Origin of the sequence: Pseudomonas sp. 21LCFQ02 (assembly GCF_024129895.2) — a bacterium.
Classification (GTDB): Bacteria; Pseudomonadota; Gammaproteobacteria; order Pseudomonadales; family Pseudomonadaceae; genus Aquipseudomonas.
This window is the reverse complement of record NZ_CM178749.1, coordinates 921322-944466: the sequence shown is the minus strand read 5'-3', so window position 1 is coordinate 944466 and position 23145 is coordinate 921322. Positions and strand designations below refer to the sequence as shown.

At 56.8% G+C, this 23145-nt stretch carries 21 protein-coding genes and 1 tRNA gene; 8 read left to right on the top strand and 14 right to left on the bottom strand.

Annotation, left to right across the window (positions count from 1 at the left end; all coding sequences use genetic code 11):
* The first annotated feature begins 100 nt into the window (after window positions 1–100).
* A complete protein-coding gene (locus tag NJC40_RS04450; RefSeq protein ID WP_253139994.1) occupies window positions 101–1411 on the top strand; it encodes an MFS transporter in 1311 nt (436 codons plus the stop codon).
* A 223-nt stretch (window positions 1412–1634) separates the two neighbouring features.
* On the opposite strand, the gene NJC40_RS04445 is transcribed toward NJC40_RS04450, so the two are convergent.
* On the bottom strand, window positions 1635–1949 hold the full coding sequence (locus NJC40_RS04445; RefSeq protein WP_253139996.1) for a helix-turn-helix domain-containing protein: 315 nt from the start codon (window positions 1947–1949) through the stop codon (window positions 1635–1637).
* Between the two features lie 149 nt (window positions 1950–2098).
* Complete coding sequence (locus NJC40_RS04440; RefSeq protein WP_045484600.1) at window positions 2099–3025, bottom strand: LysR family transcriptional regulator; 927 nt, start codon at window positions 3023–3025, stop codon at window positions 2099–2101.
* Between the two features lie 178 nt (window positions 3026–3203).
* Between NJC40_RS04440 and NJC40_RS04435 the strand changes: the two genes are divergently transcribed.
* The 4 genes from NJC40_RS04435 to NJC40_RS04420 all read left to right on the top strand — a co-directional run bounded on the left by NJC40_RS04435 (window position 3204) and on the right by NJC40_RS04420 (window position 7876).
* Window positions 3204–4577, top strand: a complete 1374-nt coding sequence (locus tag NJC40_RS04435; RefSeq protein ID WP_253139999.1) for a dicarboxylate/amino acid:cation symporter — start codon at window positions 3204–3206, stop codon at window positions 4575–4577.
* A 44-nt stretch (window positions 4578–4621) separates the two neighbouring features.
* Entirely contained in the window at window positions 4622–5521 is a 900-nt protein-coding gene (ttdA, locus tag NJC40_RS04430; RefSeq protein WP_084709880.1) for a L(+)-tartrate dehydratase subunit alpha, read from the top strand.
* An 11-nt stretch (window positions 5522–5532) separates the two neighbouring features.
* Entirely contained in the window at window positions 5533–6141 is a 609-nt protein-coding gene (ttdB, locus tag NJC40_RS04425; RefSeq protein ID WP_045493943.1) for a L(+)-tartrate dehydratase subunit beta, read from the top strand.
* 247 nt (window positions 6142–6388) lie between these two features.
* Window positions 6389–7876, top strand: coding sequence for a DASS family sodium-coupled anion symporter (locus tag NJC40_RS04420; RefSeq protein WP_253140001.1), 1488 nt, complete (start codon window positions 6389–6391; stop codon window positions 7874–7876).
* Between the two features lie 66 nt (window positions 7877–7942).
* Here the strand turns inward: NJC40_RS04420 and NJC40_RS04415 are convergent, their stop codons facing one another.
* From NJC40_RS04415 to NJC40_RS04385, 7 genes are all read right to left on the bottom strand, one after another.
* A complete protein-coding gene (locus tag NJC40_RS04415) occupies window positions 7943–8449 on the bottom strand; it encodes a DUF4142 domain-containing protein (RefSeq protein WP_253140003.1) in 507 nt (168 codons plus the stop codon).
* Window positions 8450–8667: 218 nt separating this feature from the next.
* Window positions 8668–9120: a RidA family protein gene (locus NJC40_RS04410; protein ID WP_045484588.1), complete on the bottom strand. Its 453-nt coding sequence runs from the start codon at window positions 9118–9120 to the stop codon at window positions 8668–8670.
* A 472-nt stretch (window positions 9121–9592) separates the two neighbouring features.
* Window positions 9593–10198, bottom strand: coding sequence for a hypothetical protein (locus NJC40_RS04405; protein ID WP_253140004.1), 606 nt, complete (start codon window positions 10196–10198; stop codon window positions 9593–9595).
* A 134-nt stretch (window positions 10199–10332) separates the two neighbouring features.
* The gene (locus NJC40_RS04400; protein ID WP_253140006.1) at window positions 10333–12201 is read right to left on the bottom strand and encodes a DUF3732 domain-containing protein; all 1869 of its coding nucleotides are present in this window, start codon (window positions 12199–12201) and stop codon (window positions 10333–10335) included.
* On the bottom strand, window positions 12198–12668 hold the full coding sequence (locus NJC40_RS04395) for a three component ABC system middle component (protein WP_253140007.1): 471 nt from the start codon (window positions 12666–12668) through the stop codon (window positions 12198–12200). The genes NJC40_RS04400 and NJC40_RS04395 overlap by 4 nt, the downstream gene beginning before the upstream one ends.
* The gene (locus tag NJC40_RS04390) at window positions 12665–13873 is read right to left on the bottom strand and encodes an ABC-three component system protein (RefSeq protein WP_253140010.1); all 1209 of its coding nucleotides are present in this window, start codon (window positions 13871–13873) and stop codon (window positions 12665–12667) included. The genes NJC40_RS04395 and NJC40_RS04390 overlap by 4 nt, the downstream gene beginning before the upstream one ends.
* 856 nt (window positions 13874–14729) lie before the next feature.
* Window positions 14730–14805, bottom strand: a tRNA-Thr gene (locus tag NJC40_RS04385).
* 164 nt (window positions 14806–14969) lie between these two features.
* Between NJC40_RS04385 and NJC40_RS04380 the strand changes: the two genes are divergently transcribed.
* Both NJC40_RS04380 and NJC40_RS04375 read left to right on the top strand, forming a co-directional pair.
* Window positions 14970–15965, top strand: coding sequence for a J domain-containing protein (locus NJC40_RS04380; RefSeq protein WP_253140011.1), 996 nt, complete (start codon window positions 14970–14972; stop codon window positions 15963–15965).
* A gap of 355 nt (window positions 15966–16320) precedes the next feature.
* The gene (locus NJC40_RS04375) at window positions 16321–16638 is read left to right on the top strand and encodes a DUF6124 family protein (protein ID WP_253140013.1); all 318 of its coding nucleotides are present in this window, start codon (window positions 16321–16323) and stop codon (window positions 16636–16638) included.
* 185 nt (window positions 16639–16823) lie between these two features.
* On the opposite strand, the gene NJC40_RS04370 is transcribed toward NJC40_RS04375, so the two are convergent.
* The 5 genes from NJC40_RS04370 to NJC40_RS04350 form a co-directional block, all read right to left on the bottom strand.
* Window positions 16824–18053, bottom strand: coding sequence for a methyltransferase (locus tag NJC40_RS04370; RefSeq protein ID WP_253140015.1), 1230 nt, complete (start codon window positions 18051–18053; stop codon window positions 16824–16826).
* A 133-nt stretch (window positions 18054–18186) separates the two neighbouring features.
* The gene (locus NJC40_RS04365) at window positions 18187–18876 is read right to left on the bottom strand and encodes an ABC transporter permease (RefSeq protein WP_045484571.1); all 690 of its coding nucleotides are present in this window, start codon (window positions 18874–18876) and stop codon (window positions 18187–18189) included.
* The gene (locus NJC40_RS04360; RefSeq protein WP_253140017.1) at window positions 18876–19568 is read right to left on the bottom strand and encodes an ABC transporter permease; all 693 of its coding nucleotides are present in this window, start codon (window positions 19566–19568) and stop codon (window positions 18876–18878) included. Before NJC40_RS04360 ends, NJC40_RS04365 begins: the two co-directional genes overlap by 1 nt.
* 70 nt (window positions 19569–19638) lie before the next feature.
* Window positions 19639–20403 (bottom strand): ABC transporter substrate-binding protein, encoded by a 765-nt coding sequence (locus tag NJC40_RS04355; protein WP_045484565.1) that lies wholly within the window; start codon window positions 20401–20403, stop codon window positions 19639–19641.
* 14 nt (window positions 20404–20417) lie between these two features.
* Window positions 20418–21191 carry an ABC transporter ATP-binding protein gene (locus NJC40_RS04350; protein WP_045484562.1) on the bottom strand — a complete coding sequence of 258 codons (774 nt, stop codon included), beginning with the start codon at window positions 21189–21191 and terminating at the stop codon, window positions 20418–20420.
* A 533-nt stretch (window positions 21192–21724) separates the two neighbouring features.
* On the opposite strand from NJC40_RS04350, the gene gabP reads away from it, so the two are divergent.
* Window positions 21725–23119: a GABA permease gene (gene gabP / locus NJC40_RS04345; protein WP_045484559.1), complete on the top strand. Its 1395-nt coding sequence runs from the start codon at window positions 21725–21727 to the stop codon at window positions 23117–23119.
* The last annotated feature ends 26 nt before the right edge of the window (window positions 23120–23145 follow it).

Sequence of the window (23145 nt, the reverse complement as noted above, 5' to 3'; positions counted from 1 at the left end):
ATGCTGAATTGCCAGATCGTCGACAGGACGGACCCAACCGACTGCCCGTCAAACAATTGCACGCATCATCGTTGTGGTTGTTGAAAACTCAGAGGGCGTTGTGTCTCGTAAATTGTTGGCGTTGGTCCTGGGGCCATTGCTTGGGCTGTTCATTGTCAGTCTCGGTAACGGATTCATCTCTTCTCTGACCTCCTTGCGGCTCGATTCCGCCGGTGTGTCGGACACCTTGATCGGTTTCATCTCTTCCGGTTACTTCTTTGGCCTGGCCATCGGCGCGCTGTTCGGCGACCGCCTGATCGAGCGTATCGGGCATATCCGTGCCTACAGCAGCTTCGCGTCGCTGACGGCAGTGACCTTCCTGCTGCAGGGGCTGATTTTCGATCCGTGGGCCTGGCTGGTGTTTCGCCTGATCAACGGCCTGGCCATCGTCGGTATCTTCCTGGTCGTGGAAAGCTGGCTGCTGCTGTCGGGCGACCAGAAAATGCGCGGCCGCCTGCTGGCGATCTACATGATCTCGTTCTATGGCGCGGGCATGTTCGGCCAGATGCAATTGGGCGTCATCAATGCCCTGGGTGACACCGCTCCGTTCATGATTGCCGGCATGCTCGCCTCGCTGTCGGTGCTGCCGATGGTGATCCTACCGCGCAACACCCCGGAAATGGGCAACGTTGAGCCGCTGATGCCCCAGGACTTGCTGCGCATCACCCCCACCGGGGTGATGGGCACCTTTGGTTCGGGTATCACCATCGCCGGCATGTACGCGCTGTTGCCGGTGTACCTGCAACGGGTCGGCATGGACATCACCCAGGTCGGTTACCTGATGGCCTGCGTGATCTGCGGCGCGATGCTGCTGCAGTACCCGGTGGGCCGCTGGTCCGACCGCCAGGACCGGCAGGTGGTGCTGATTGCCCTGAGCGCCTTCTGTACCGTGCTGTCGGTGCTGATCCTGGTGTTGCCAAGCTCGATGATTCTGCTGGCCGTCATGCTGTTTCTGCTCGGTGGCGGGGTGTTCGCCCTGTACCCGGTGGCGGTCGCCCATGCCACGGACAACGTGGCGTCCAATGAACTGGTGCGGGTGATCCAGGGCATGCTGCTGATCAACTCGGTCGGTTCGGCGCTCAGCCCGTTGATCATCTCGCCGGCCATGAAACAGATGGGCGACAGCGGCTTCTTCTGGTCGTTTGTAGCGCTCAACAGCCTGATGGCGCTGTTCTTCCTGTGGCGGCGCAAGGTCCACCCGGCCTGCACGCCGACCGCACCGTTCGAGCCGACCGTGCAGATGTCGCCGGTGGGTGCCGAAATTCGGGTTACCGACGAGCTGGTGCAGGCGACCCTGGAGCGCGAGCATCACGACGAAGAGGTGGCAGCGGCCCAAACCGCTAAAGAGCCCGGCCTGGCGCCGGCCAGGTAAACATCAGGGCATTGATGCAAAGGCACCTTCGGGTGCCTTTGTCATTTTCAGGGATGGCAGTGGCCTGTTCTTGCGCCAGCGCAGCCTTGTGGCATCAGAGCTACAGGCTCTGTTCCAGTTGTGCGGTCATTTCGCTGATGACGATGGAATGGATGCATCTGAGCAGATGGGTTTCGCCTGCCAGAGTCTGGTTGATCCAGACGTGGAGTGACCGGTCCATGAGTCAGTCTGCCTCGCCTGATGCCGGGTGGCTGTTGCTGCCTGGCTTTTTACGTTGCGGCCCGGTATCAGCAAGGGCTTTTCTGATGTCGTCGGTAAAGGATGCTGGCACCTCGACCGTCAGGGACAGGCCGAGCTGTTGCATCACCTGAAACAGCTTGCCCCATTGCACGGTTTCAGCGCCGCTTTCAACCTTGCCCAGAAAGTTTTCGGAAACGCCGATCAAGCCAGCGGCATCGTCCTGGCGGACTTTCATGGCCTTGCGACTGGCCCGAATGACGGCGCCGAGCCGCGCTGGGGAGTCGATGTCGATTTTCATATGAAAACCTCATGAACGTGCGGATTTATTTATCTGTTGCTGTAAATTAATACAAATCCTCATGGGCGTGCGGATTATGTTGATAAGCCTTGTTTACCAGTCAAATCCTCACGACCGTGAAGATTATTTCCGAGGTGTAGCACTCGCGATCATCTCCATCCCCCCAAACTGCCATCCGGCTCACCGGCCCGGCGCTGGAAATACTCACGCAGGTGCTCGATAAAGCACGACACCTTGGCCGACAGATTCAACCGTTCCAGGTACACCGCGTAGATATCGGCCGGCGGTGTTTCGTACTCTTGCAGCACTTCCACCAGCCGCCCTTTGCGTAAATGGTCGGCCAGGTTCCATTCGGCACGCATCAGAATGCCGTGGCCATCCAGTGCCCAGTTCAGCGCCACCTCACCGTCGTTGGTGCTCAGGTTGCCGCGCACTTTCACCGATTCACTGTGCTTGCCCCGGCTCAAACGCCAACTGCCAAAGGCCGACTCGTTCTGGCGCAGCACGATGCAGGTGTGTTGCGCCAGGTCTCTGGGCGTTTCTGGCGTGCCGCAGGCTTTCAGATACTCCGGTGCGGCACACAGCAGACGGCGGTTGCTGGCGATCTTGCGTGCAATCAGCCGTGAGTCGGGCAATTCACCGAAACGAACCGCCACATCAATCGCGTCATCGGGCAGGTGAATGGGCCGGTCGGTCAGGTGCAGTTGCACTTCGACCTCCGGATAACGCTTGGCAAAGCTGGACACCGCAGGCCCCACATGGGTACGGCCAAACCCCAACGGCGCGTTGACCCGCAGCAGCCCCTTGGGCGCTGCCCGACTGCTGGACACCTGGCGCTCCATCTCTTCGATTTCACCAAGGATGCGCTGGGCGTTGACCAGGTACGTCTCGCCCTCGGCGGTCAGGCTGATGCTGCGCGTGGTGCGGTTGAGCAGGCGCACGCCGAGGCGCGATTCCATTTGCGCGAGACGTTTGGAAACCGCTGGCGGGGTGAGATTCAGCTCGCGGGCAGTGGCGGCCAGGCTGCCGAGCTTGACCAGCAGGGTGAAAAAACCGAGTTCCGATACCGGGTTCATCATTAACCTGTAAGCAACAATGAAGTGAATTTCATTGTATTACCGCATTTCTGAAAAACCAGTAACTTTCTCTCCCGTGATTAACCACAAAAAATCCGGGTTATTAGTGGCCGCTGACTCAGCCACTGGATAACCGGGCCGCCCGTACATCCGACACAAAAATAATGCGGAGAAGGCAATGGTCTTACGACTCTTAAGCAAGCTGTATATCCAGGTATTGATCGGCGTGACTGCCGGTGTGCTGATTGGTGTGTTCTGGCCCCAGGTCGGCACCGATCTCAAGCCCCTGGGCGATGCGTTCATCAAACTGATCAAGATGGTCTTCGCGCCGATCATCTTCGCCACCGTGGTGCTTGGCATCGCCAAGATGGACAACATGAAGGAGCTTGGCCGCGTCGGCATGCGGGCGCTGATCTACTTCGAAATCCTCTCCACCTTCGCCCTGGTGCTGGGCCTGATCGTGGTCAACTTCGTCAAGCCCGGTGTGGGCATGAACGTTGACCCCGCGACGCTGGATATCAAGAGCATCTCCAGCTACACCGCCGCAGCGGCCAGTGGTTCTGGCAGCTTCACCGACTTCTTGCTGCACATCATTCCGGCCAGCGTGACCGACGCCTTTGCCAAGAATGAAATCCTGCAGATCCTGCTGTTCTCGACCCTGTTCGGTATCGCCCTGTCGCACCTTGGGCCACGCGGCAAACCGTTCGTGGACATGCTGGAGACCTTCTCCCATGGCATGTTCTACATCGTCGGCCTGGTGATGCGCGTTGCGCCGATTGCCGCCTGTGGCGCGATGGCGTTCACGGTTGGCAAATACGGCCTGGGTTCGATCGTGTCGCTCGGCAAGCTGATGGCGACCATGTACATCACCTGTTTCCTGTTCGTGGTCTTCGTGCTCGGCTTCATTGCCCGGCTGTCGGGCTTTAGCCTGTGGAAATTTCTCAAGTACCTCAAAGAGGAACTGTTCACCGTACTGGGCACCAGCTCGTCGGAGTCGGTGGTGCCGCAACTGATGACCAAGCTGGAGAAAGTCGGCGTGTCGCGGCCGGTGGTTGGCCTGGTAATCCCGTCGGGGCTGACCTTCAACCCGGACGGCCAGTGCATCTACTACACCATGGCGGCGATCTTCATCGCCCAGGCCACCAACACACCGCTGTCGCTGACCGACCAGTTGATCGTACTGGGCGTGCTGCTGCTGACCTCCAAAGGCTCGGCGGGCGTCACCGGCTCGGGCTTTATCACCCTGGCGGCAACCCTGGCCTCGCTGGGCAGCATTCCGGTGGCCGGCATGGTGCTGTTGTTGGGGGTGGACCGCTTCATGTCCGAAGCCCGCGCCATCACCAACACCATCGGCAATGCGGTCGGCACCATGGCCATCGCCAAGTGGGTCGGCGCCCTCGACCACGAGCGCATGAACAAAGTGCTCGACGGCCAGCCCGTGCCGGAGCTGGAACCCGAAGCCAGCACTGCCGCCCCGAGCCTGGCCAAGCGCCCGCATGCCGAACCCGGCAGCGTGACCAGCGGCAGCACCGCCGCCAGCCTGAACTCATGAATAAAAACCAGAAATGACAGCCTTGTGATGTGAGGAGATAAACCGTGGATAAACAACTGGCCGTGGAATCATTGACCGATGTAATGGCGAAATTCACCGCCTATATCGGCAAGCGTCTGCCCAAAGACGTGAAAGAAAAAACCGCCAAACTGCGCGCCGCAGAAACCAACCCGCTGGCCATCGCTGTATACGACTCGATGGCCGACAACCAGGAATACGCCGACAAGCTCAACCGTCCGAGCTGCCAGGACACTGGGGTGATCCAGTACTTTATCTCCGCTGGTGCGCGCTTTCCGTTGCTCAGCGAGCTGGAAGGCATTCTGGAAAACGCTACCAAGGAAGCGACCATTCAAGGGCCGCTGCGCCACAACGCGGTGGAAACCTTTATCGAGAAAAACACCGGCACCAACACCGGCTCGAAAATCCCGTGGCTGGACTGGGAAATCATCCCCGATGCCGACCACGCCATTGTGGACGTGTACATGGCCGGTGGCGGCTGCACCCTGCCGGGTTCGGCCAAGGTGCTGATGCCGGGCCAGGGCTACGAAGGCGTGACCGAATTTGTCTTCGACGTGATCACCTCTCGGGGCGTCAACGCCTGTCCGCCGTTGCTGGTTGGCGTGGGCGTCTCGACCTCGGTCGAGACCGCTGCGCGGTTGTCGAAGCGGGCGATCCTGCGTGAAGTGGACTCCAGCCACCCCAACGAAAGCGCTGCGCTGATGGAAAAACTGCTCGAAGACGGCCTCAATGAAATCGGCATCGGCCCGCAGGGCCTGACCGGCAACAGCAGCGTGATGGGCGTGAACATCGAATCCTCCGCCCGCCACCCATCGACCATTGGTGTTGCCGTGTCCACCGGATGCTGGGCACACCGCCGCGGCAAGATCCGCATCAATGCCGACCTGTCTTACGACATCCTGTCCCACGAAGGAGTGGTCCTGTGAATAGCGCGCCTGTGAAAAAGATCCTCTCTACGCCGATCCGCGATGAAGACCTGGCAGAACTGAACGTGGGCGATGTGGTGTACCTCACCGGGCAACTGGTCACCTGCCGTGACGTGGCGCACCGTCGCCTGATCGAGCTCAAGCGTGAACTGCCGGTGGACCTGCGCGGTGGTGCGATTTTCCACGCCGGTCCGATCGTGCGCACCAAGGACGACGGCAGCTTTGAAATGGTCTCCATTGGCCCGACCACCAGCATGCGGATGGAAAAATTCGAGAAGCAATTCATCGAAGAAACCGGCGTGAAACTGATCGTCGGCAAAGGCGGCATGGGCCCGGAAACCACCACCGGCTGCCTGGAAAACAAAGCCGTGCATGCGGTGTTCCCTGGCGGCTGCGCAGTACTGGCCGCGACCCAGGTCGAAGAAATCGAACGCGCCGAATGGCAAGACCTCGGCATGCCCGAGACCTTGTGGGTCAACCGTGTACGCGAGTTCGGGCCGTTGATCATCTCTATCGATACCAAGGGCAACAACCTGTTCGAACAGAACAAGGCCCGCTTCAACGAGCGCAAAGGCTCGGTGATCGAGAAGATCAACAGCCAGGTGCGGTTTATCAAATAACCGGCAGGCAGGCCGGCCCCCATTCGGGGCCGGTTGCCTGTATACCCTCGGACCTCCGTAGGAGCTGCTTCAGCAGCGAAGCCTTTTCGCTGCCAAGCAGCTACGGGGCCCGGTGCTGTGCGGCGGTCGGGGCTTCGGCTGCGCTTTTATCTACCAACACAGCCCCACCTGACCCGTGTCAGTGCCAAAACCTCCATCACGCGTATCGTTGATCCAGCGCACATCTGGCGCCAGACGGAGCACGCTGATGAACGACACCCCCTCACCCACAACCCCGCCTCAGCCGGTACGCTTTCCGCCCGGCCTGATCGTCGCCGTAGTCGCCATGCTGATCGTGCTGTTGCTGCCGCTGCCCGCCGCACTGCCGGTCGCAGGCCAACGCATGCTGGCGATCCTGGCCTTTGCGGTCACCGTCTGGGTCACCGAAGCGGTCTCTTACGAAGCCAGCGCCATCATGATCACCTCGCTCATGGCCTTGCTGATCGGCACCGCACCCACCCTGCAAGACCCGGCACAAACCTACGGCTCATCGGCCGGCATCAGCATGGCCCTCAACGGCTTCTCCAACCCGGCGCTGGCGCTGGTGGTCGGCGCCCTGTTCATCGCCGCCGCGATGACCCACACCGGGCTGGACCGCCGCATCGCCCTGCTGACCCTGAGCAAGGTCGGCGCCAGCACCCGGCGGATTCTGTTCGGCGCCATGCTGGTGATTATCCTGCTCAGCCTGCTGGTGCCCAGCGCCACGGCGCGCAGTGCCTGCGTGGTGCCGATCATGGTCGGGGTGATCGCCGCATTTGGCGTCGCCCAACGCTCCAACATCGCCGCCGGGCTGATGATCATCGTCGCCCACGGCACCAGCATCTGGAACGTCGGCATCCAGACCGCCGCCGCGCAGAACCTGTTGACCGTGGGCTTCATGGACAAAATGCTCGGCCAGCGAGTGTCGTGGATCGACTGGCTGATCGCTGGCGCACCGTGGGCGCTGATCATGTCGCTGGTGCTGATCTTCCTGGTCCTGAAAATGCTGCCGCCCGAGAGCGACAGCGTGCCCGGCGGCATGGCCGCGGTAAACCAAAGCCTGGCCGACCTTGGCCCCATGAGCGGCGCGCAAAAACGCCTGGCCGGTGTCTCGCTGCTGCTGTTACTGGCCTGGGCCAGCGAAGGCCGGTTGCACGCCTTCGACACCACCTCGACCACCTACGCAGGATTAGTGATCCTGCTGCTGCCGCGCTTCGGCGTGATGACCTGGAAAGACCTGCAAGCGCGCATCCCGTGGGGCACGGTGATCGTGTTCGGGGTCGGCATCAGCCTGGGCACCGCACTGCTCACGACCCAGGCCGGGCAATGGCTGGGCGCCCAAGTGGTTGCCCACACCGGCCTCGACAGCCTCGGCCCGCTCGGCGTGTTCGCCATCCTCAGTGCCTTTCTGATCCTCATCCACCTGGGCTTCGCCAGCGCGACCGCACTGACCTCGGCGCTGCTGCCAATCCTCATGGCCGTGCTGCTGACCCTGCCCGGCGACTTCAGCCGCATCGGCATGACCATGTTGCTCGGTTTTGTGGTGAGCTTTGGCTTTATCCTGCCAATCAACGCCCCGCAGAACATGGTCTGCCTGGGCACCGACACCTTCACCCCCAAGCAATTTGCCAGGGTCGGCATCGTCGTCACGCTGGTGGGCTATGTGTTGCTGATGGTATTCGCCAGCACTTACTGGAACTGGCTGGGCTGGATTTGAGGGGCAGAGGAGGGAGGCAGCCCAGGTATGAGCCTGGGCTGCTGGGTTCAAGCGGGGTAATCCGAATTACTCGGCCTTGCCGCCATGACTGGTCGCCAGCTTCCGGGCCGCTTCCAGATGGGTTTTAAGCTTGGGCAGGGTTTCTGCCGCAAAGGCCTTCACCTCGGGATCGTCACCGTTCTTGGCCTCATCCTCGAACAGCTTGATGGTCTGCTCATGCGCCGTGACCTGATTCTCGGCATATGCCTTGTCGAAGGATGCATCGCGGTATTCAAGAATCATCTTCTTGGCCTTGTCCATTAGCTCGGCGTCGTCGCTGACCTCCAGCTTCTTGGTGGCGGCAATGTCCTTGAGCTTCTCATTCGCCGCCGTGTGATCCTTGATCATCATCTCGGCAAACGTCTTCACATCAGCCGACTGACTCTTCTCCACCGCCAGCTTGCCGTTCTCGATCTCCGCAATGCTTTTGGCCGAGGCGTCATCGACAAACGCCGCAGGGCTTGCGGCGAAAGCAGTGGTGCTGGCCATGGCCACGAACAGACTCAGGGCGCCAGCGCGAAATACCTTTTTCATGGTGAACTCCTTCTTGGATTTTTGGGTGCTGCTTGAGAGAGGGAGTGGGTGGGGCGGCGTGAGTTCAATGGAGTTGTGCTGGGGCGGGATGGGTGGTTTGGGGGCGTGTAGTGCGGGTAGGGTGATCAAATCAGGCGCAGCTTCAAGCCGCATCTGAAGACCGCAGCAGGGCCGAGCGTTGTCCGAACGCTCGGCCTTTGGGAGAGGGCATCGATAATTTACGCGACCACCGCCCGGATGGTGATTTCGACCAGTTGCTCTGGAAACGCCAGACCGGAAACGCCGATAAGGTTGCTGGCCACCGGCGGGATGTCTGCGCCATAAAATGCCTTACGCACCTTGCCCGCAGCCGCAAAGGCCGCTGGTACATCAATGACGAAAATCGTCTCTTCCACCACGTCATCCAGCGTCGCACCAAACTCCGCCAACAGATCGACGATGTTTACGTAGGTCTGCTGCATCTGCGCCTCCATCGTGGAGAAGTCAGCCGGCTTACCGGAGCTGTCCAGAGCCGCAGGAGCGACCAGATTACCTTCGCGGTCATGACTGAGCTGGCCAGACAGGTAAATAGTGTCCTTGACCTGAACGGCCTGGACGTAACCGTAAAGACCTTCCCAGGCGACACCGAAACTGGCGGTTTTCTTGGTCAGGGCTGGTTGGGCGGTAGACATGGTTGGATTCCTTAAGCTGGGAGATAGGGGTAACGGGTTCGGCGTGGCGGGGTGCCGATGTGATGGGAGAGAGCTTAAAGAGTGTTTGCCGGGAGAGTAATTGGCTGGAATTGGAATGATTGTCGCTTTTGGGTGGACAGTTGGGAGGCTGATTTCAATAGGCTGGGCAGGTCGGATTTTGAGCGGGGCGTGGGCAGCACGTGGACGTTGGAGAAAGGATGGGGAAGAGAATTCAGAGTCTCGGAAACGCAAAAGCCTCGCGAAGCGGGGCTTTTGAATATGGTGCGGCACCAGACGAACGGTTTCTTGCTGTGAGGTCAGGGGATTCGCGGGGCTGGAATTTTTTGGTTTTTTGGATGTACCTCATAGCGTCGCCATAAATAAATTAGCTCTTGATGACTATTTGTGGCATCGAACCGGAATTGCCTGATGCAGTGTTTTCTAGTCTGATAGATATTAGTGTGCTGTGCGATTAGATATTTCTTCTATCCCAAAGGAGCCTGATTTTTTTGACTCTCCTACTAACTCTACGCTTTGACCACCACGAAGGATAAGTGCCTTTTCGATAGCATTTTAGTAACTCTCTATCAATGTCTTTTCGAACTTCATCTGCTTCCTTCAAGAGCTTTCTGGCTAGGGGGATGTTGTTATTTAGCCCCTTGACCCAATCTCCTACTCTAGCAATTATGGAAATACCCTCTTCCATTCCGTAAAGTTTATATCGATATACGGCTTTGGCTTTTATTAAGTGTTTTTTGTCACTGTCGATTCGAGCCTTATGTTTTTGTATGGAGGTTATATATTCAGCGTGAGGCTGTACAGGTGGGTTTTCAAATTTCGTTACCAAGATTGTAGCCGTAGCTAATACCTCATGCATTTTTTCTCCGAGTCCTATCATTCCATCTTCTAGGAATTTTCTGACCGTTTCTTGCTCTTTGATCTGCATGTCAATTCGCTTGGATTTTATTAGACCTATGAAACTAAGTAGGGCTGTTATTCCGGTCATTAAAAAAGCACCTATAGCAGCAAGTGCGAGAAAAGCATCTTTATTGGTTTGTGCGATTTCTAGCCAATTCATAATCTTCCTTTGGTTTTCCCATGTTTGTTTTTTATGAGGTTTAGTGTTTCAGTCTTGCGCTATGGACTATAAAACAATTTGAATATAGTGGCGTGCGCCGTACTTCTAATAAGAAGTACAACGCTTGTTGTCCTTCATTTGCCTGATTGGTTGTTCTTCCATGAGGGCGGTATGAGTGCAGTGCCGCCTCTAAATACAGGTAGTAGGTGGGTGTTGTTCATGTCACCGAACATTGACGTTGGTACATGCTCAAAGACGATGATCTGAAATTCTTTTTGATATTCTTTGTTCACCCTGGCAATGAAATTGTCGAGCATCTCAAATGCTGTTCTTATCTTAATTCGATCGCTATGAAGCAAATTTTCCGGATCAGACTCTTCGTCATCTCCCCAGTACGGTCTGCTTGGCTGGTCTATGATTAAGAAGCTAGGGATGAACTTTGAGTTTTTATTTAGCGCTACTTCATGCAGTGCTAAGAAATGAATCAAATGTAGGAACATGTGATTTGAACTGCTGCCTACGTTTTCAATAAGCGTGGACTTTGGTTTTCTAAGTTGAATTTTCTTTTCTTTATAGTTAAAGCTGGCATACCATGTGGCATAGTTTTCAAGCGCTGTACCAGTTTCCAGCATGAGTGCTGCAGCCACCTCATCGATAAGGTTAATTGTTGCTGCCCGCTCTGACTCAACATCCTTGACTTGGATTGAGTCTAGCTCACTAGCTAGGTTGGATGTATCAAATGGTACGTGTTTGTTTGTTTGCTTATCATCAATTCGAGCGTAGATACTTAGTTTTCCTCGCGCTTCGCCTAGGAATACCCACATGTCTTGAAGTTCTTTGAATGAACGCGGTACTTCAGGAAGGACTTGCAATTCTTCTTGTAGAGACTGCTTGCGGTCCTGAAGTTTTTTTACAGCTGCGGTTACCTGGCTTTCAACTGGTCTTCGAGCCTTAATTGCTTCGTCGATTGTTCTTAGGTCAACCTGTAAACTGCTAATTAATTCGTCGAATATGGATGATTTAATGACTTCTCCTGAGCGATCCATTAAGATTCTTAATGGTTTAAGGCTGTCTTGCGAGTTCTTTATCGTCGATTTGTAGTTTTTATATTCTTCGGTGAATTGAGAGTATTTTCGTATTTGTCTATTTATTGAGAATAACTCGCTGGTTACATCAGCGCGCCGTTTGGTTGAGGCATCATAATTTGGTGTGATATTCGTGTTAGCTAATGAATCGCGTAAGCTAACTGCAGTTACATCCTTATCGACTTCTGGTATAAGTCCGAATTCGGCTGCCTTTGATGCGATCTCACGAATCTCGCTTGCGAAGCTACCTTGATTATCCAGGATCGTAGTTTTTTTCCGCTCGTGCTTTGCGATCTCTCTTTGAAGTTGCTCTTTACGTTCGCGAGCAATAATGTTTTCTAGATCATCAATACCTAGTGCAAGATCAAATATCCTTGGAAGTGCCTCGCGATATCGGTCTATTTCCTGTTTGTCAAAAAAAGCTTTACTGTTCAATATTATATCATCAGATATGGTATTGAATAAGAAGAAGTATCGAAATGATACTTTTGATCCAGATTTTATTACCCTTCCGCCGAAAGGCATTTTAATTCTGTCATCGATTGAGAACTCAGTCTCGAGAATTCTCCTTAGATCTTCTTGATCTATGGTGGCTACAGGTGTACTAGGTATTTCACCGATAGACGAAAAAAAATACTCGGTGGAAACTATATTTCCGTTTGGGCTGCGACGAGCTAGAAAGTACTCTTTATCAGTTATGTAAAACTTTATCCCATACCAGCTGACGTTGTCATTGATTACGTCATGGGGTATGTCATGATCGCTCGCAAGGAAACAGTAATCTAAGATCTTCAATAAAGTTGACTTTCCAGTCTGGCTTTCACCTGTAATAATATTTACTTTGTTTCTTTTGAATTCTAGCGAGTGCGTTTTTTCTTCTTTAGACCAAAGAGTTATCGAATCTATTCCAAAGTTCATAGCTGTACTCTGAAGTTGAGGTAGAGTTCTTCATCGGGCTCGCTCAACATCTCAGCAAGTTTTTCAGATGCTTGATTGATTTTATGAGCTCGTTGCCCGAACTCCGCGCCGACGTTTAATCTTTCCTTAAGCACGATTTTTTCACCAAGTCGCGCGTATCCAAGATGAACCAATAACTGAATAGAGTTTAGAGATAGTGGGAGATTGCTTTCAAATCGCCCATTAAAATTGGCGAAGAGTTGAGGCTGCCCTGAAACTAGAGCGGCGGAGCCGCGCACTAGTGTTCCTTTATGTGCCATGTACGATAATGTGGGGCGATGTACTACTAAGGGAATAACTAGTAGGGCTTTGGGGACGGAAATTCTACCCAGATAGTTAAGTGTTGATGCAAGAGCGACAACTCCAATACCAATGTTGTTATAGCCATCCCAAAATCCATTGGTGAGCCTGATTTTGTCTTCCATCATATGATCTTCCAGTCACGGTGCCATCCAATCAGATTTTCATCAGAGAGGTGATATAGCTCACCGTTGCTTAATTCGGTATTCAGCGCGCTGTTAGCAATTGAGAACTCGATTTTACGGAGTTCATAGAGTAGTGATTTTGCTTTTTCGACCGTTTCATGATCTAGGCAGTCTTCGCACCAGTGTTCAAAGGCATTTCTCCATTTTCCTTTTACATCACCGTGGAAGGCTTCAATTTCATCTGTAACAAGCTCCCCTGATTGGTGCCAGTCTTCTATAAAGCGAGCTATTTTAAGCCGTTGTGTAGTAAGTTCGAATGCACGCTCTAGATCTTCTTTTTTTACAGCGTTAATTGCTATAAGTTGTTTGACAAATGTCTGTGCAAAAACATCTTCTGGATATGCGGGTTTGAATGGTTTATTCAGTTGTAATGGTTCTCGCGAGGATGAAAATATACTTCTGTAACGTGAGTAGAACGAGTCAAAGTCCAAAACAATTTTTTCACCATTTTTGATGTTTATGTAGTTGTCACTTCTAATGTTGGAGTCCAGGCGCTCGAAAACAAGATTTACCCTTGTTTTCTCAATCATCTTTTCTCTGATTGATTGCTTAATTAAGGCATGAAGGTCATCAAGCGCTAGTTCAAGATGGACTCTGCTAAGGAATAGTGATAGCACTTCATTTTCAAGGCCTAAAACGATTTTTATATAGTTTTCAATGTCAGAGTTTTTTGTTTTTTTACAAAGGGTTTCAATGTGGTTCCGCAGTTCGTCAAAGCTCTTTTTAGAGGATTTAAAGTTATCTAGCTCTAATAAAAATGTATTCTTCTTGCTTTCTGTTTTGTTTGTAACTAAGTGGAATTCCGAGCGCTTGACAAATTTAATTTGCTCTGATTTTTTCTGCCTTTTTGCCGCGCTGTCGGATATTATTTTTGCCCAATTATGAAGAGTTTTCCAAAGGTCTTCGTCAAGCTCGGTTAGCGCCGTCGTGTCTCCTGAATTTGTTTTCTTGACCGTGTGTTTAAGCTGGAATAGTAGCTGGGTGTCATTGTCTAAATCTGTATGCACGTCATCCTTGACTTCAAGTCCAACGGATTGGCCAGACTTTAAGTTTAGTAGTCGATAAATGAAGTAATAGTATTGGTAATGGAACCCGACTTCTTTACTGTCGTTATTTGTTTTTTCTGTAAAGTTTTTGTTGGTGGCCACGTTTTTCACTCGCCCATCCGCTTGATTTCCAACGGGCAGAGGGAATGGTTAGACGCCAGCGATCCTCCCTGACCGACATGAATCTATGAAGCCATGGTCTGTCGCAGCTTGCAAGCAGATTGCCATCACCCGCTGGCTCTCCTCCAACCTAAATTTGTGGCTTACCCGGTGTGAAGTCCATGCCATTTAGGTTGAGAGACTTATATTTTGCTATGGCTAGGATCTCCGAAGGATTACTTGACTCGACTATGGCACGCCACGCTTTAGTTTTCCCCACGTCACCCCGCCAAGAATGCTGAGTGTTATCAGGGATCAAGGCCCCTTCGACCTGGGGGATGCCCTCTAACGCGGGACTGGCGACTCCTTAAGTCCGGGAGCAAAGGCATCTCATGATCCGGCCCCCTGAGCACCTTTGCCGGTGAGCGGGTGGAGGCTGCGCTGGCTGACGAAACCTGCTGAGCCTGGTACAAGCAGCAATGCGATGACCGGGACATGCCTGACTGTCAGTCAGGTGCAGTCCATTCCTTGGTCTGCGGCACCATCATCTGCCGGGCTGTTGCTGGTGACATCGGCGTTTGTCACGAGGGGGAATGCCGCAAAGCCATATGATCAGGGCTGCAGCAGTGGTAGAAGCGCCCGTCTCTTTCCAGCAGAAAGAGGCGGGCACAGGTTGGCGCAATATTCGGCCAGGCGGGTAGGTTGCTGCAGGGCTACGAGGTACGGTGTATCTGGCGCACGACTCTTAATTGGCGCTGGCAACCTCAGAATCCGACAAAACCCCAAAACGAAAAAACCCGCCAGAAGGCGGGTTTTCGTGGATTCCAGAGATTTTCAAAGCCTTCTCTGCAACCTTGTATGGTGCCGGCACCAAGAATCGAACTCGGGACCTACTGATTACAAGTCAGTTGCTCTACCGACTGAGCTATACCGGCAATGGCGAAGGAGTATATAGAGTCTGGCGCGCTTGTAAAGCCTACCTGCCTGATTAGCTTGAAAAAATCGCCATGTGGTGTCGCTGGTCGTCGGGCATTGAAGCTCTGGCGTTTCAGGCCGATACAGTTGCCGAGCTGGCATGTGGCCATGGAATGCAGGTGCAATGCAGAATACCCTCACCCATTACGAGCAGTTGAACGTTGCGCGGGATGCGACGCCTGAGCAGATCAAGCGGGCGTATCGCAAGCTGGCGCAGCAGCTGCATCCTGATCGCAATCCGGCTGAGGATGCGTCGGAGTTGATGAGCCGGGTCAATGCGTCGCATGAGGTGTTGGCCAATCCGGCGCGACGGTTGTTGTATGACGCGCAACTGCTGGAGCAGGAGCGGCGTCAGCAGAGGGCTCAGGCGGTGGTGGTGCAGGGCCGCCAGGGTGCGGCGGTGTATGCGGCGGCGGCTCAGGCCGGTTCGTCTGCGGCGGCGCCTGCTGCGCGGGCGGCCAAGGCGCGGCCTGCTTCGGCTGCGGGTGGCGGGCAGCCGGTTTCCAAGCGTCGGCGGCGGCGCACGTTGGTGCGTTGGGTGTTGTTGTTCATGACTTTCTGCGCGGCCGGTGCGTGGATGGGCTATGACCACAACGCCAGGCTGTCGTATACGCCTACCGAGGCGTTGCCGGTGTATGTCCGTCCGGCGTCGGAGCCGGAACTGGTCGAGCGTGTGTTGCCGGTGTCGCCGCCTGTGCCGGCCGAGCCTGAGTGTGCGGCGCCGGCGCTGGACCCGCTGGGGGCGGCGTGGCCGCTGGATGCGGGTTATCTGCAGGGCATGCCGTTGCTGAGGAACAATGGTTGGTCGCAGATTGTGGTGGATAACCGCGGTGGCGATTCGGCGGTGTATGCCAAGGTCACTGATGCGGTGGGGCGCAATGCGTTTCGGCATGCCTATGTGCCGCCGGGTGAGCAGTTCAGTTTTGCCCGGATGGACGCCGGTTACTATCAGCTCAAGTACCAGATGCTCAAAACCGGCTGTGTGTTTGCCACCAACCGCATTCTGCTTGAAGAGACGCCGATGGGCAGCCAGGTGAAGTCCAGTGTCTATCGGCTGACACTGAGCAAGCTCAAAGGCCGCTCGTTTGCGCCGACGCAACTCAAGCTCAATCAGTTCTGATCGCGGGCTGCGGTGATGATTTGCAATGGTTTCCGGGACGTTTTTGCGGGATGCGTCCCTTTCTTTTGACAGACATTTCCGACAGAATCCCGACCCGCTTGCGCCCCGCCCAATGCGCTTCTAGTCTGCGCCAGTCACCGATTTCCGGTGAACGGGTTTAGTCGCCCGCATTGAGTTAAAGCGCATAGCGCCGCCGTTCCGTTGGCTTGTTCAAAGGCCAACGTTCTATGGCGGCTGTGCCAGGGCATCTTCGGATGCACCGGTTTTAGCTCACCGGACGACTAACCTGCGTACAGCCGCCACCCTATCGTTTAGTCGTGATCAGGTGGCAGCTCACTGTAAGGAGCTAAAGCACATGGTCAACGATACTTCCGATAAACCCGGCAGCAAGACGCTGCTTCCTGTCTTGAATCAATCCATCGTAGAACGCGCCCTGGCGCATTACCTGCCCGCCACCGACGTTGTAGAAAACAACCCCGCCACTATCCCTCCGCATCTTGAGGCCACACTGCTTCACGCGCTGGATTTCCTGCGCTGCGCGGCGGCGACGTCCTGTGAGTTGGGCGAGGGGCTTAGCGGTGCCCAGCGCAGCCTGGCGTTCTCGTCGATGCACATGGCGGAGATGGCCAGAGTGATGGTGGAGCGCTCACTGGCGTGCGTCGAGCAACCCTGATGGCCGCATGTTTGCAGGTTTATTCACAAGTTCCGTAAACATGAAATTTTTCTGATGTGCGGTCCGGGTTCTGAGCAGCGCCCGGCCGCAAACCATTGAGCCAGAACGGGCTTGACTTTGAATACACGCCGAAAGCCCGGTATTGTCGGGCACTTTCTACAGACGTTTTCCCCAGCTTCCGGAATTTAATCAACAGAGTTATCCACAGGTTGTGCGGTCATTTGTCGGGCAATCAACAGCAGGTTGCGCGGGGTCAGTTCAGTGGCGCAGAAGGTGCCGAGTTGCACGTTATAGCCCTGTTCTTGCAGGTAAAGTGCCCGGTCCAGCACCAGCCACATCTCCAGCGGCCGACGGAACAAATTGCGCACAAGCTCCAGATTCCGGACTTCTGCCAGCCGTTGCCAGCCTTGTGCCTCCAGTGCAGCCCAGTCTTGCGGGCCTGGTATGGGCAGCTGTTTGCGGGCGGCCAGTTCATGGCAGTAATCGGCGTAAGGTTTCGCCAGCCACGCGACCGGCAGCGAAGGGGTGGGTAAATAGTTGTCCACACAGCGTAACCGGCGCTGGAGCAGATCAAAGCCCAGCCGCCGCGCCATCGACAGGTCGCGCTGGCGACGTACCCGGGCGGGCGCGGTGACGGTCTCGCTCAATGGCAGGCCAAGGTCATCCCGAGACAGTTGCAGCGCCGACACTTGCCCCGCCTGCGACAACGGCTGGTAATGCGCGTTGGCGGTGCGGTTGTAACAACACGGCGCAATCGCCAGTTGCGGGCAGCCGGTGGCGCTGGCCAGACGCATTAATTGCACATGCAGGTCGCCGCAGGCATGCAGCGCGACGGCGGTGTGGTCGGCGTGCAGATGGCTGGCGGTCTCGGCAGCCATCACGTCTTGCTGCACATGCTGGGCATTGACCCGATGGCGCAGGCTCAGCTCACGACCGGCCTCGACTAATGCCGGGTCGTACTCCAGGCAGGTCAGGCGCTGACCGAGGCCAGTGAGGCGGCGACCCAGATGACCTTTGCCGGCGCACCAGTCGAGCCAGTGGGTCGGGGTTGCCGGCAGGTTCAGGTGGCTGGCGAAGGCTTCGATCTGTTGCCATTTGCGGCCGGGTACATCGACGCTCAGGCGTGGCTCCACCGGGCTTAGCGGTTGGCTGGGCAACTCGTCAGCCTGTGCCAGCGCCACGGCCTGGGCGGCCAGTTGGCTGAACGGCGGTGGGGCTTGCAGGTGTTCGGGATGATTGTGTGCGGCTTCGGCTTGTTCCAGTGTGCGGCTGCGCAGCCATTGCGAGAGCTGTGTGTAAGTGGCTTCCCATGGCAGGCGCAGTTCAGTGAAGGGCTTGGGTCGCCAGAGTGCCTGGTGCGCGATGAGGAAGCGGTCCAGGGCCTGGAAGCGGCTGAGCAAGTCGGAGGTGGACATGGTGGTTGGGCCGCTCAGCGGAAGAAGAGTGGAGGGCGATGGGTACGGTGGCATACCCCGTAGGAGCGGCTTCAGCCGCGAAGCTTTTCGCTGCTAAAGCAGCTCCTACGGGGTATGCGTGCCGCCAGCTTGATCAGCGCCCGTGGGTCATGTCCACCCGCAGCGCTTTCTCCAGCAATTTAAAGCCTTGCACCAGCAAGAACGACATCACCAGGTAGAACATCCCCGCCGCGAAGAAGATCTCCACCGGCAGGTAGGTGCGGGCGATGATGGTGCGGGCCATGCCGGTCAGTTCCAGCAGGGTGATGGTGCTGGCCAGGGCGCTGGCCTTGAGCATCAGGATCACTTCGTTGCTGTACGCCGGCAGGCCGATACGCGCGGCGCGGGGCAGGATGATGTAGAACAGCGCCTTGTTCTTCGACATGCCCAGGGCGCGGGCGGCTTCGATTTCGCCGGGTGGCACGGCCTGGATCGCGCCGCGCAGAATCTCGGCGATGTAGGCGGCGGTGTGCAGGGTCATGGTGATGACCGCACACCAGAACGGGTCGCGCAGGTACGGCCACAACGCGCTTTGCCGCACCGCCTCAAACTGCGCCAGGCCGTAGTAGACCAGAAACAGCTGCACCAGCAGCGGCGTGCCACGGAAGAAGAAAATGTAAGCGTAGGGCAGGGCGCGGATCGGCAAGTGCTTCGATGAGCGGGCGATGCCCAGCGGGATGGCCAGGATCAGCCCGGCAATGACCGCGATGGCCACCAGTTCCAGGGTCAGGGTCGCGCCCTGGGCCAGGCGTGGCAGCCACTTGATGATGACTTCCCAGTTCATCAGGCGCTCCTCGTGAAGCCGCGTGCGGCGCGTTTTTCCAGAAAGTACATGCCGGTCATGGCTACTACGGTCAGCGCCAGGTACATGAAGGCGGCCGCCAGGTAGAAGGTGAACGGTTCTTTGGTAACGCTCACGGCAATCTGCGCGTGGCGCATGATCTCTTCGAGGCCGATCACCGACACCAGCGCGGTGTCTTTCATCAGGATCATGAACAGGTTGCCAAGACCGGGCAGGGCGATGCGCCACATCTGCGGCATCACCACCCGAAAGAAGATCCGTGGCCGCGACATGCCCAACGCCAGCCCGGCTTCGCGGTGACCTTTGGGCACGGCCAGCAGGGCGCCGCGAAACACTTCAGTGGCGTAAGCGCCGAAGCACAGGCCCAGCGCGATGACCCCGGCGGCGAAGGCGTTGAGTTCCAGGCCGGGAATACCGATCAACTCGCCCAGCGCCCGCAGGCCGTTGACGGTGCCGAAGTAGATCAGCAGCACCCAGAGCAGCTCGGGCACGCCGCGCACCAGCGTCGAATAGGTGCCGCCGAGCCATTGCAGGCCGCGGTGCGATGAGGTTTTGGCGAGGGCGCCAAGCAGACCCAGCACTAGCCCCAGGCACAGGGCCGAGAGGGCGAGCTTGACGGTCATCAGCATGCCAGCCGCAAGGGCCGGGCCGAATTCGTGGAGTTCGAAGTTCATGGGCAGGCTTTTTCAGGCCACCGTGGCCAGCCGCTGCGCCCTCGCGGGGCAGCGGCTGGCGCAGGGCGAATCAGAGGATGCTGAACGGGAAGTACTTGTCGTTGATCTTCTTGTAGGTGCCGTCAGCGATGATTTCTTTCAGGGCTACGTTGAGCTTCTCGCGCAGTGCGTCGCCTTTACGGACGGCGATGCCGACCTTGTCGTTTTCTTCGACCGGGTTGCCCTTGAACTCGAAGTTCGCGCCGTCTTTGCTTTTCAGCCACTCGTAGCTGACGTACTTGTCGGCCAGGATCGCATCGCTGCGGCCGGCGGTCAGGTCCAGGTAGGCGTTTTCCTGGGTGTCATACAGGGTCGCTTTCACGTCGCTGCCCAGGTTGTCTTCCAGCCAGGTGGCGGCCAGGGTGGCGCGCTGGGCGCCAACGGTCTTGCCGTCGAGCTCTTTCTTGATCGTGGCGACGCTGTCGGCTTTCAGCTCAGTGCTTTTCGGCGCGATGAACTGCAGCTTGTTGGAGTAGTACGGGTCGGTGAAGTCCACCGCCACCTTGCGCTCTTCGGTGATCGACAGCGACGACACCAGGAAGTCGAACTTCTTGGCGTTCAGGGCCGGGATGATGCCGTCCCAGTCGGAGGTCACCGCCTGGCACTCGACTTTCATCTTGGCGCACAGGGCCTGAGCGATTTCATAGTCGAAGCCCACGACCTGGCCGCTGGCGTCCTTGTTATTGAATGGCGGGTAGGCTGCCTCGATGCCGAACTTGAGGGTCTCGGCGAACGCGTTGCCGGTGATTGCCAGTGTGGCAGCGGTGGCCAGCAGTAACTTCTTGTACGTCTGCATGGGTGTTGCTCCGTTTAACGATTGCTCGACATGAATTGTTGACACCTTACCGACCGTGGGGCCTCGAAGACTTGCTGGGGTGTGCCCTGCTCTTCGACCTGCCCCTGGTGCAGGAAGACTACTTCACTGGAGACCTGCCGGGCGAAATTCATTTCATGGGTCACCAGCAGCATGGTCCGGCCTTCTTCGGCCAGGCCACGGATGACATTGAGCACTTCCTGGACCATTTCCGGGTCGAGTGCCGAAGTCGGCTCGTCGAACAGGATCACTTTCGGTTGCATGGCCAGGGTCCGGGCAATCGCCGCACGTTGCTGCTGACCGCCAGAGAGCTGGGTCGGGAAGGCGTGGCGCTTGTCGGCAATACCGACTTTGGCCAGCAGCGCTTCGGCCACCTCGATGGCTTCAGCCTTGCTCTGGCCCAGCACCCGGCGCGGCGCCTCGATGATGTTGTCGAGCACGCTCATGTGCGGCCAGAGGTTGAAGTTCTGGAACACGAAACCGATTTCGCTGCGCAGCCGGTTGATCTGCCGGTTATCGGCTGCCACCAGCTCGCCGTTGCGCGCAGCTTTCAGGCGCAGCTCTTCACCGGCGACCAGAATCTGGCCCTCGTGCGGGTTTTCCAGCAGGTTGATGCAGCGCAGCAGGGTCGACTTGCCAGAGCCGGACGAGCCAAGAATCGAGATGACATCGCCATCGCGGGCGGTCAGCGAGACGCCCTTGAGTACATCAAGCTTGCCGTAGCGCTTGTGCAGATTGCGGATTTCCAGGGCGGGCGTGGCCTCGGCCATGTGGGTTCCTCATAGATAGATACGCTCCTGCTTGTTGGTGGCCTTCCTTGGCGTGCGCCAAGCTAGCATAGCGCCAGAATCGGACCATAGTGCCAAAGGTGCAGGATGTGGCGGCGTGTCGCATGGATGCAGGGGACTGTCGCCGCAACAGAAACCGTTCATGCCGGGGGATTGCCCCATTGCCGACGGCCTTGCGCAAAAAAGGCGCGATGTTGCCAGCTTTGGCCGGTACAGGGAAGCTGCTTGTGCCCGGTGGTTACGTTTTGCTGCGCACCATAACAGTGCCTGTTACTACAGAGTGTTTCTCGCTGGTGCGTTGACGCCCGTTCGCCTGTGGTATTCGGTAACAAATCCCGAACAGCCCCGTAAAAGATCTCGATCGTTTTTTCGTCTGTAAGTCAGGCGGTTCCTGAACGACGTCGTTTTTGGAACATTCTGGCGCGGAATTTGCGTAAAGAATAAAGAACATCGCCGTAGCATTCTTTTTACGAAGCGCTCCGATGTGTCTGGCTCGTCTCGCAAAGGTGCTTTAAATGAGCAATTCCGCAAATTTCTCTACCCTCGACCAAGGGTTGAAACCTCGGCACATCACCATGCTGTCGATTGCCGGGGTAATCGGTGCCGGTTTGTTTGTCGGCTCCGGGCATGCCATCGCCGCCGCTGGCCCGGCCGTGCTGCTGGCCTATGCCGCTGCCGGTACGCTGGTGGTGCTGGTGATGCGCATGCTGGCCGAAATGGCCGTGGCTTCTCCGGACACCGGCTCGTTTTCGACCTATGCCGACCGCGCCATCGGTCGCTGGGCCGGCTTCACCATCGGCTGGCTGTACTGGTGGTTCTGGGTGCTGGTGATCCCGCTGGAAGCCAACGCGGCCGCAGCGATCCTGCATGCCTGGTGGCCGAACATCTCGTTCTGGGTCTACTCGCTGGTCATTACCCTGCTGCTGACCGCGACCAACCTGTTCAGTGTGAAGAACTACGGCGAGTTCGAGTTCTGGTTCGCGTTGATCAAAGTGCTGTCCATCGTCGCCTTCGTCGCGCTGGGCCTGGCAGCGATTTTCGGCTTTCTGCCGACCAGCCAGGTCAGCGGCGTCAGCCACCTGTTCGACACCGGCGGCTTCATGCCTAACGGTATGGGTGCGGTGCTCGCAGCGATTCTGACCACCATGTTCTCGTTCATGGGTACCGAGATCGTCACCATTGCAGCGGCCGAGTCCAAAGACCCGGCGAAACAGATCACCAAGGCCACCAACTCGGTGATCTGGCGGATCTGCCTGTTCTATCTGGTGTCGATCTTCATCGTGGTCGCGCTGGTGCCGTGGAACGACCCGCTGCTGGCCTCGGTTGGTTCCTACCAGACCGTGCTGGAGCGCATGGGCATTCCCAACGCCAAAATGGTGGTGGACATCATCGTCTTGATCGCCGTGACCAGCTGCCTGAACTCGGCGCTGTACACCGCCTCGCGGATGCTCTACTCGCTGGGCAAACGCGGTGATGCACCAGCCGTTGCCAAACGCACCACCCAGGCCGGTACGCCTTACTGGGCGGTGATGCTGTCGACCGCAGCGGCATTCCTGACCGTGATCGCCAACTACATCGCCCCAGAAGCTGTGTTCCAGTTCCTGCTGGCCAGCTCCGGCGCCATCGCTTTGCTGGTGTACCTGGTGATCGCCGTGTCGCAACTGCGCATGCGCCGCAAACTGGTCGCCAGCGGCGAGCCGCTGACCTTCCGCATGTGGCTGTTCCCGTGGCTGACCTGGGCGGTGATTATCTTCATCAGCGGCGTGCTGATCACCATGTTGTTCATGGAAAAACACCGCATGGAAATCGTCGCCACCGCGCTGTTGAGCCTGGGTGTGGTTGCCACCGGTTTGCTGGTTTCACGGCGCCGCAAGGCGGCGGGTGAGCAGGGCGCTGCGGCGCTGAACTGACCGCAATCGGCCCCGGCGCATCGGGG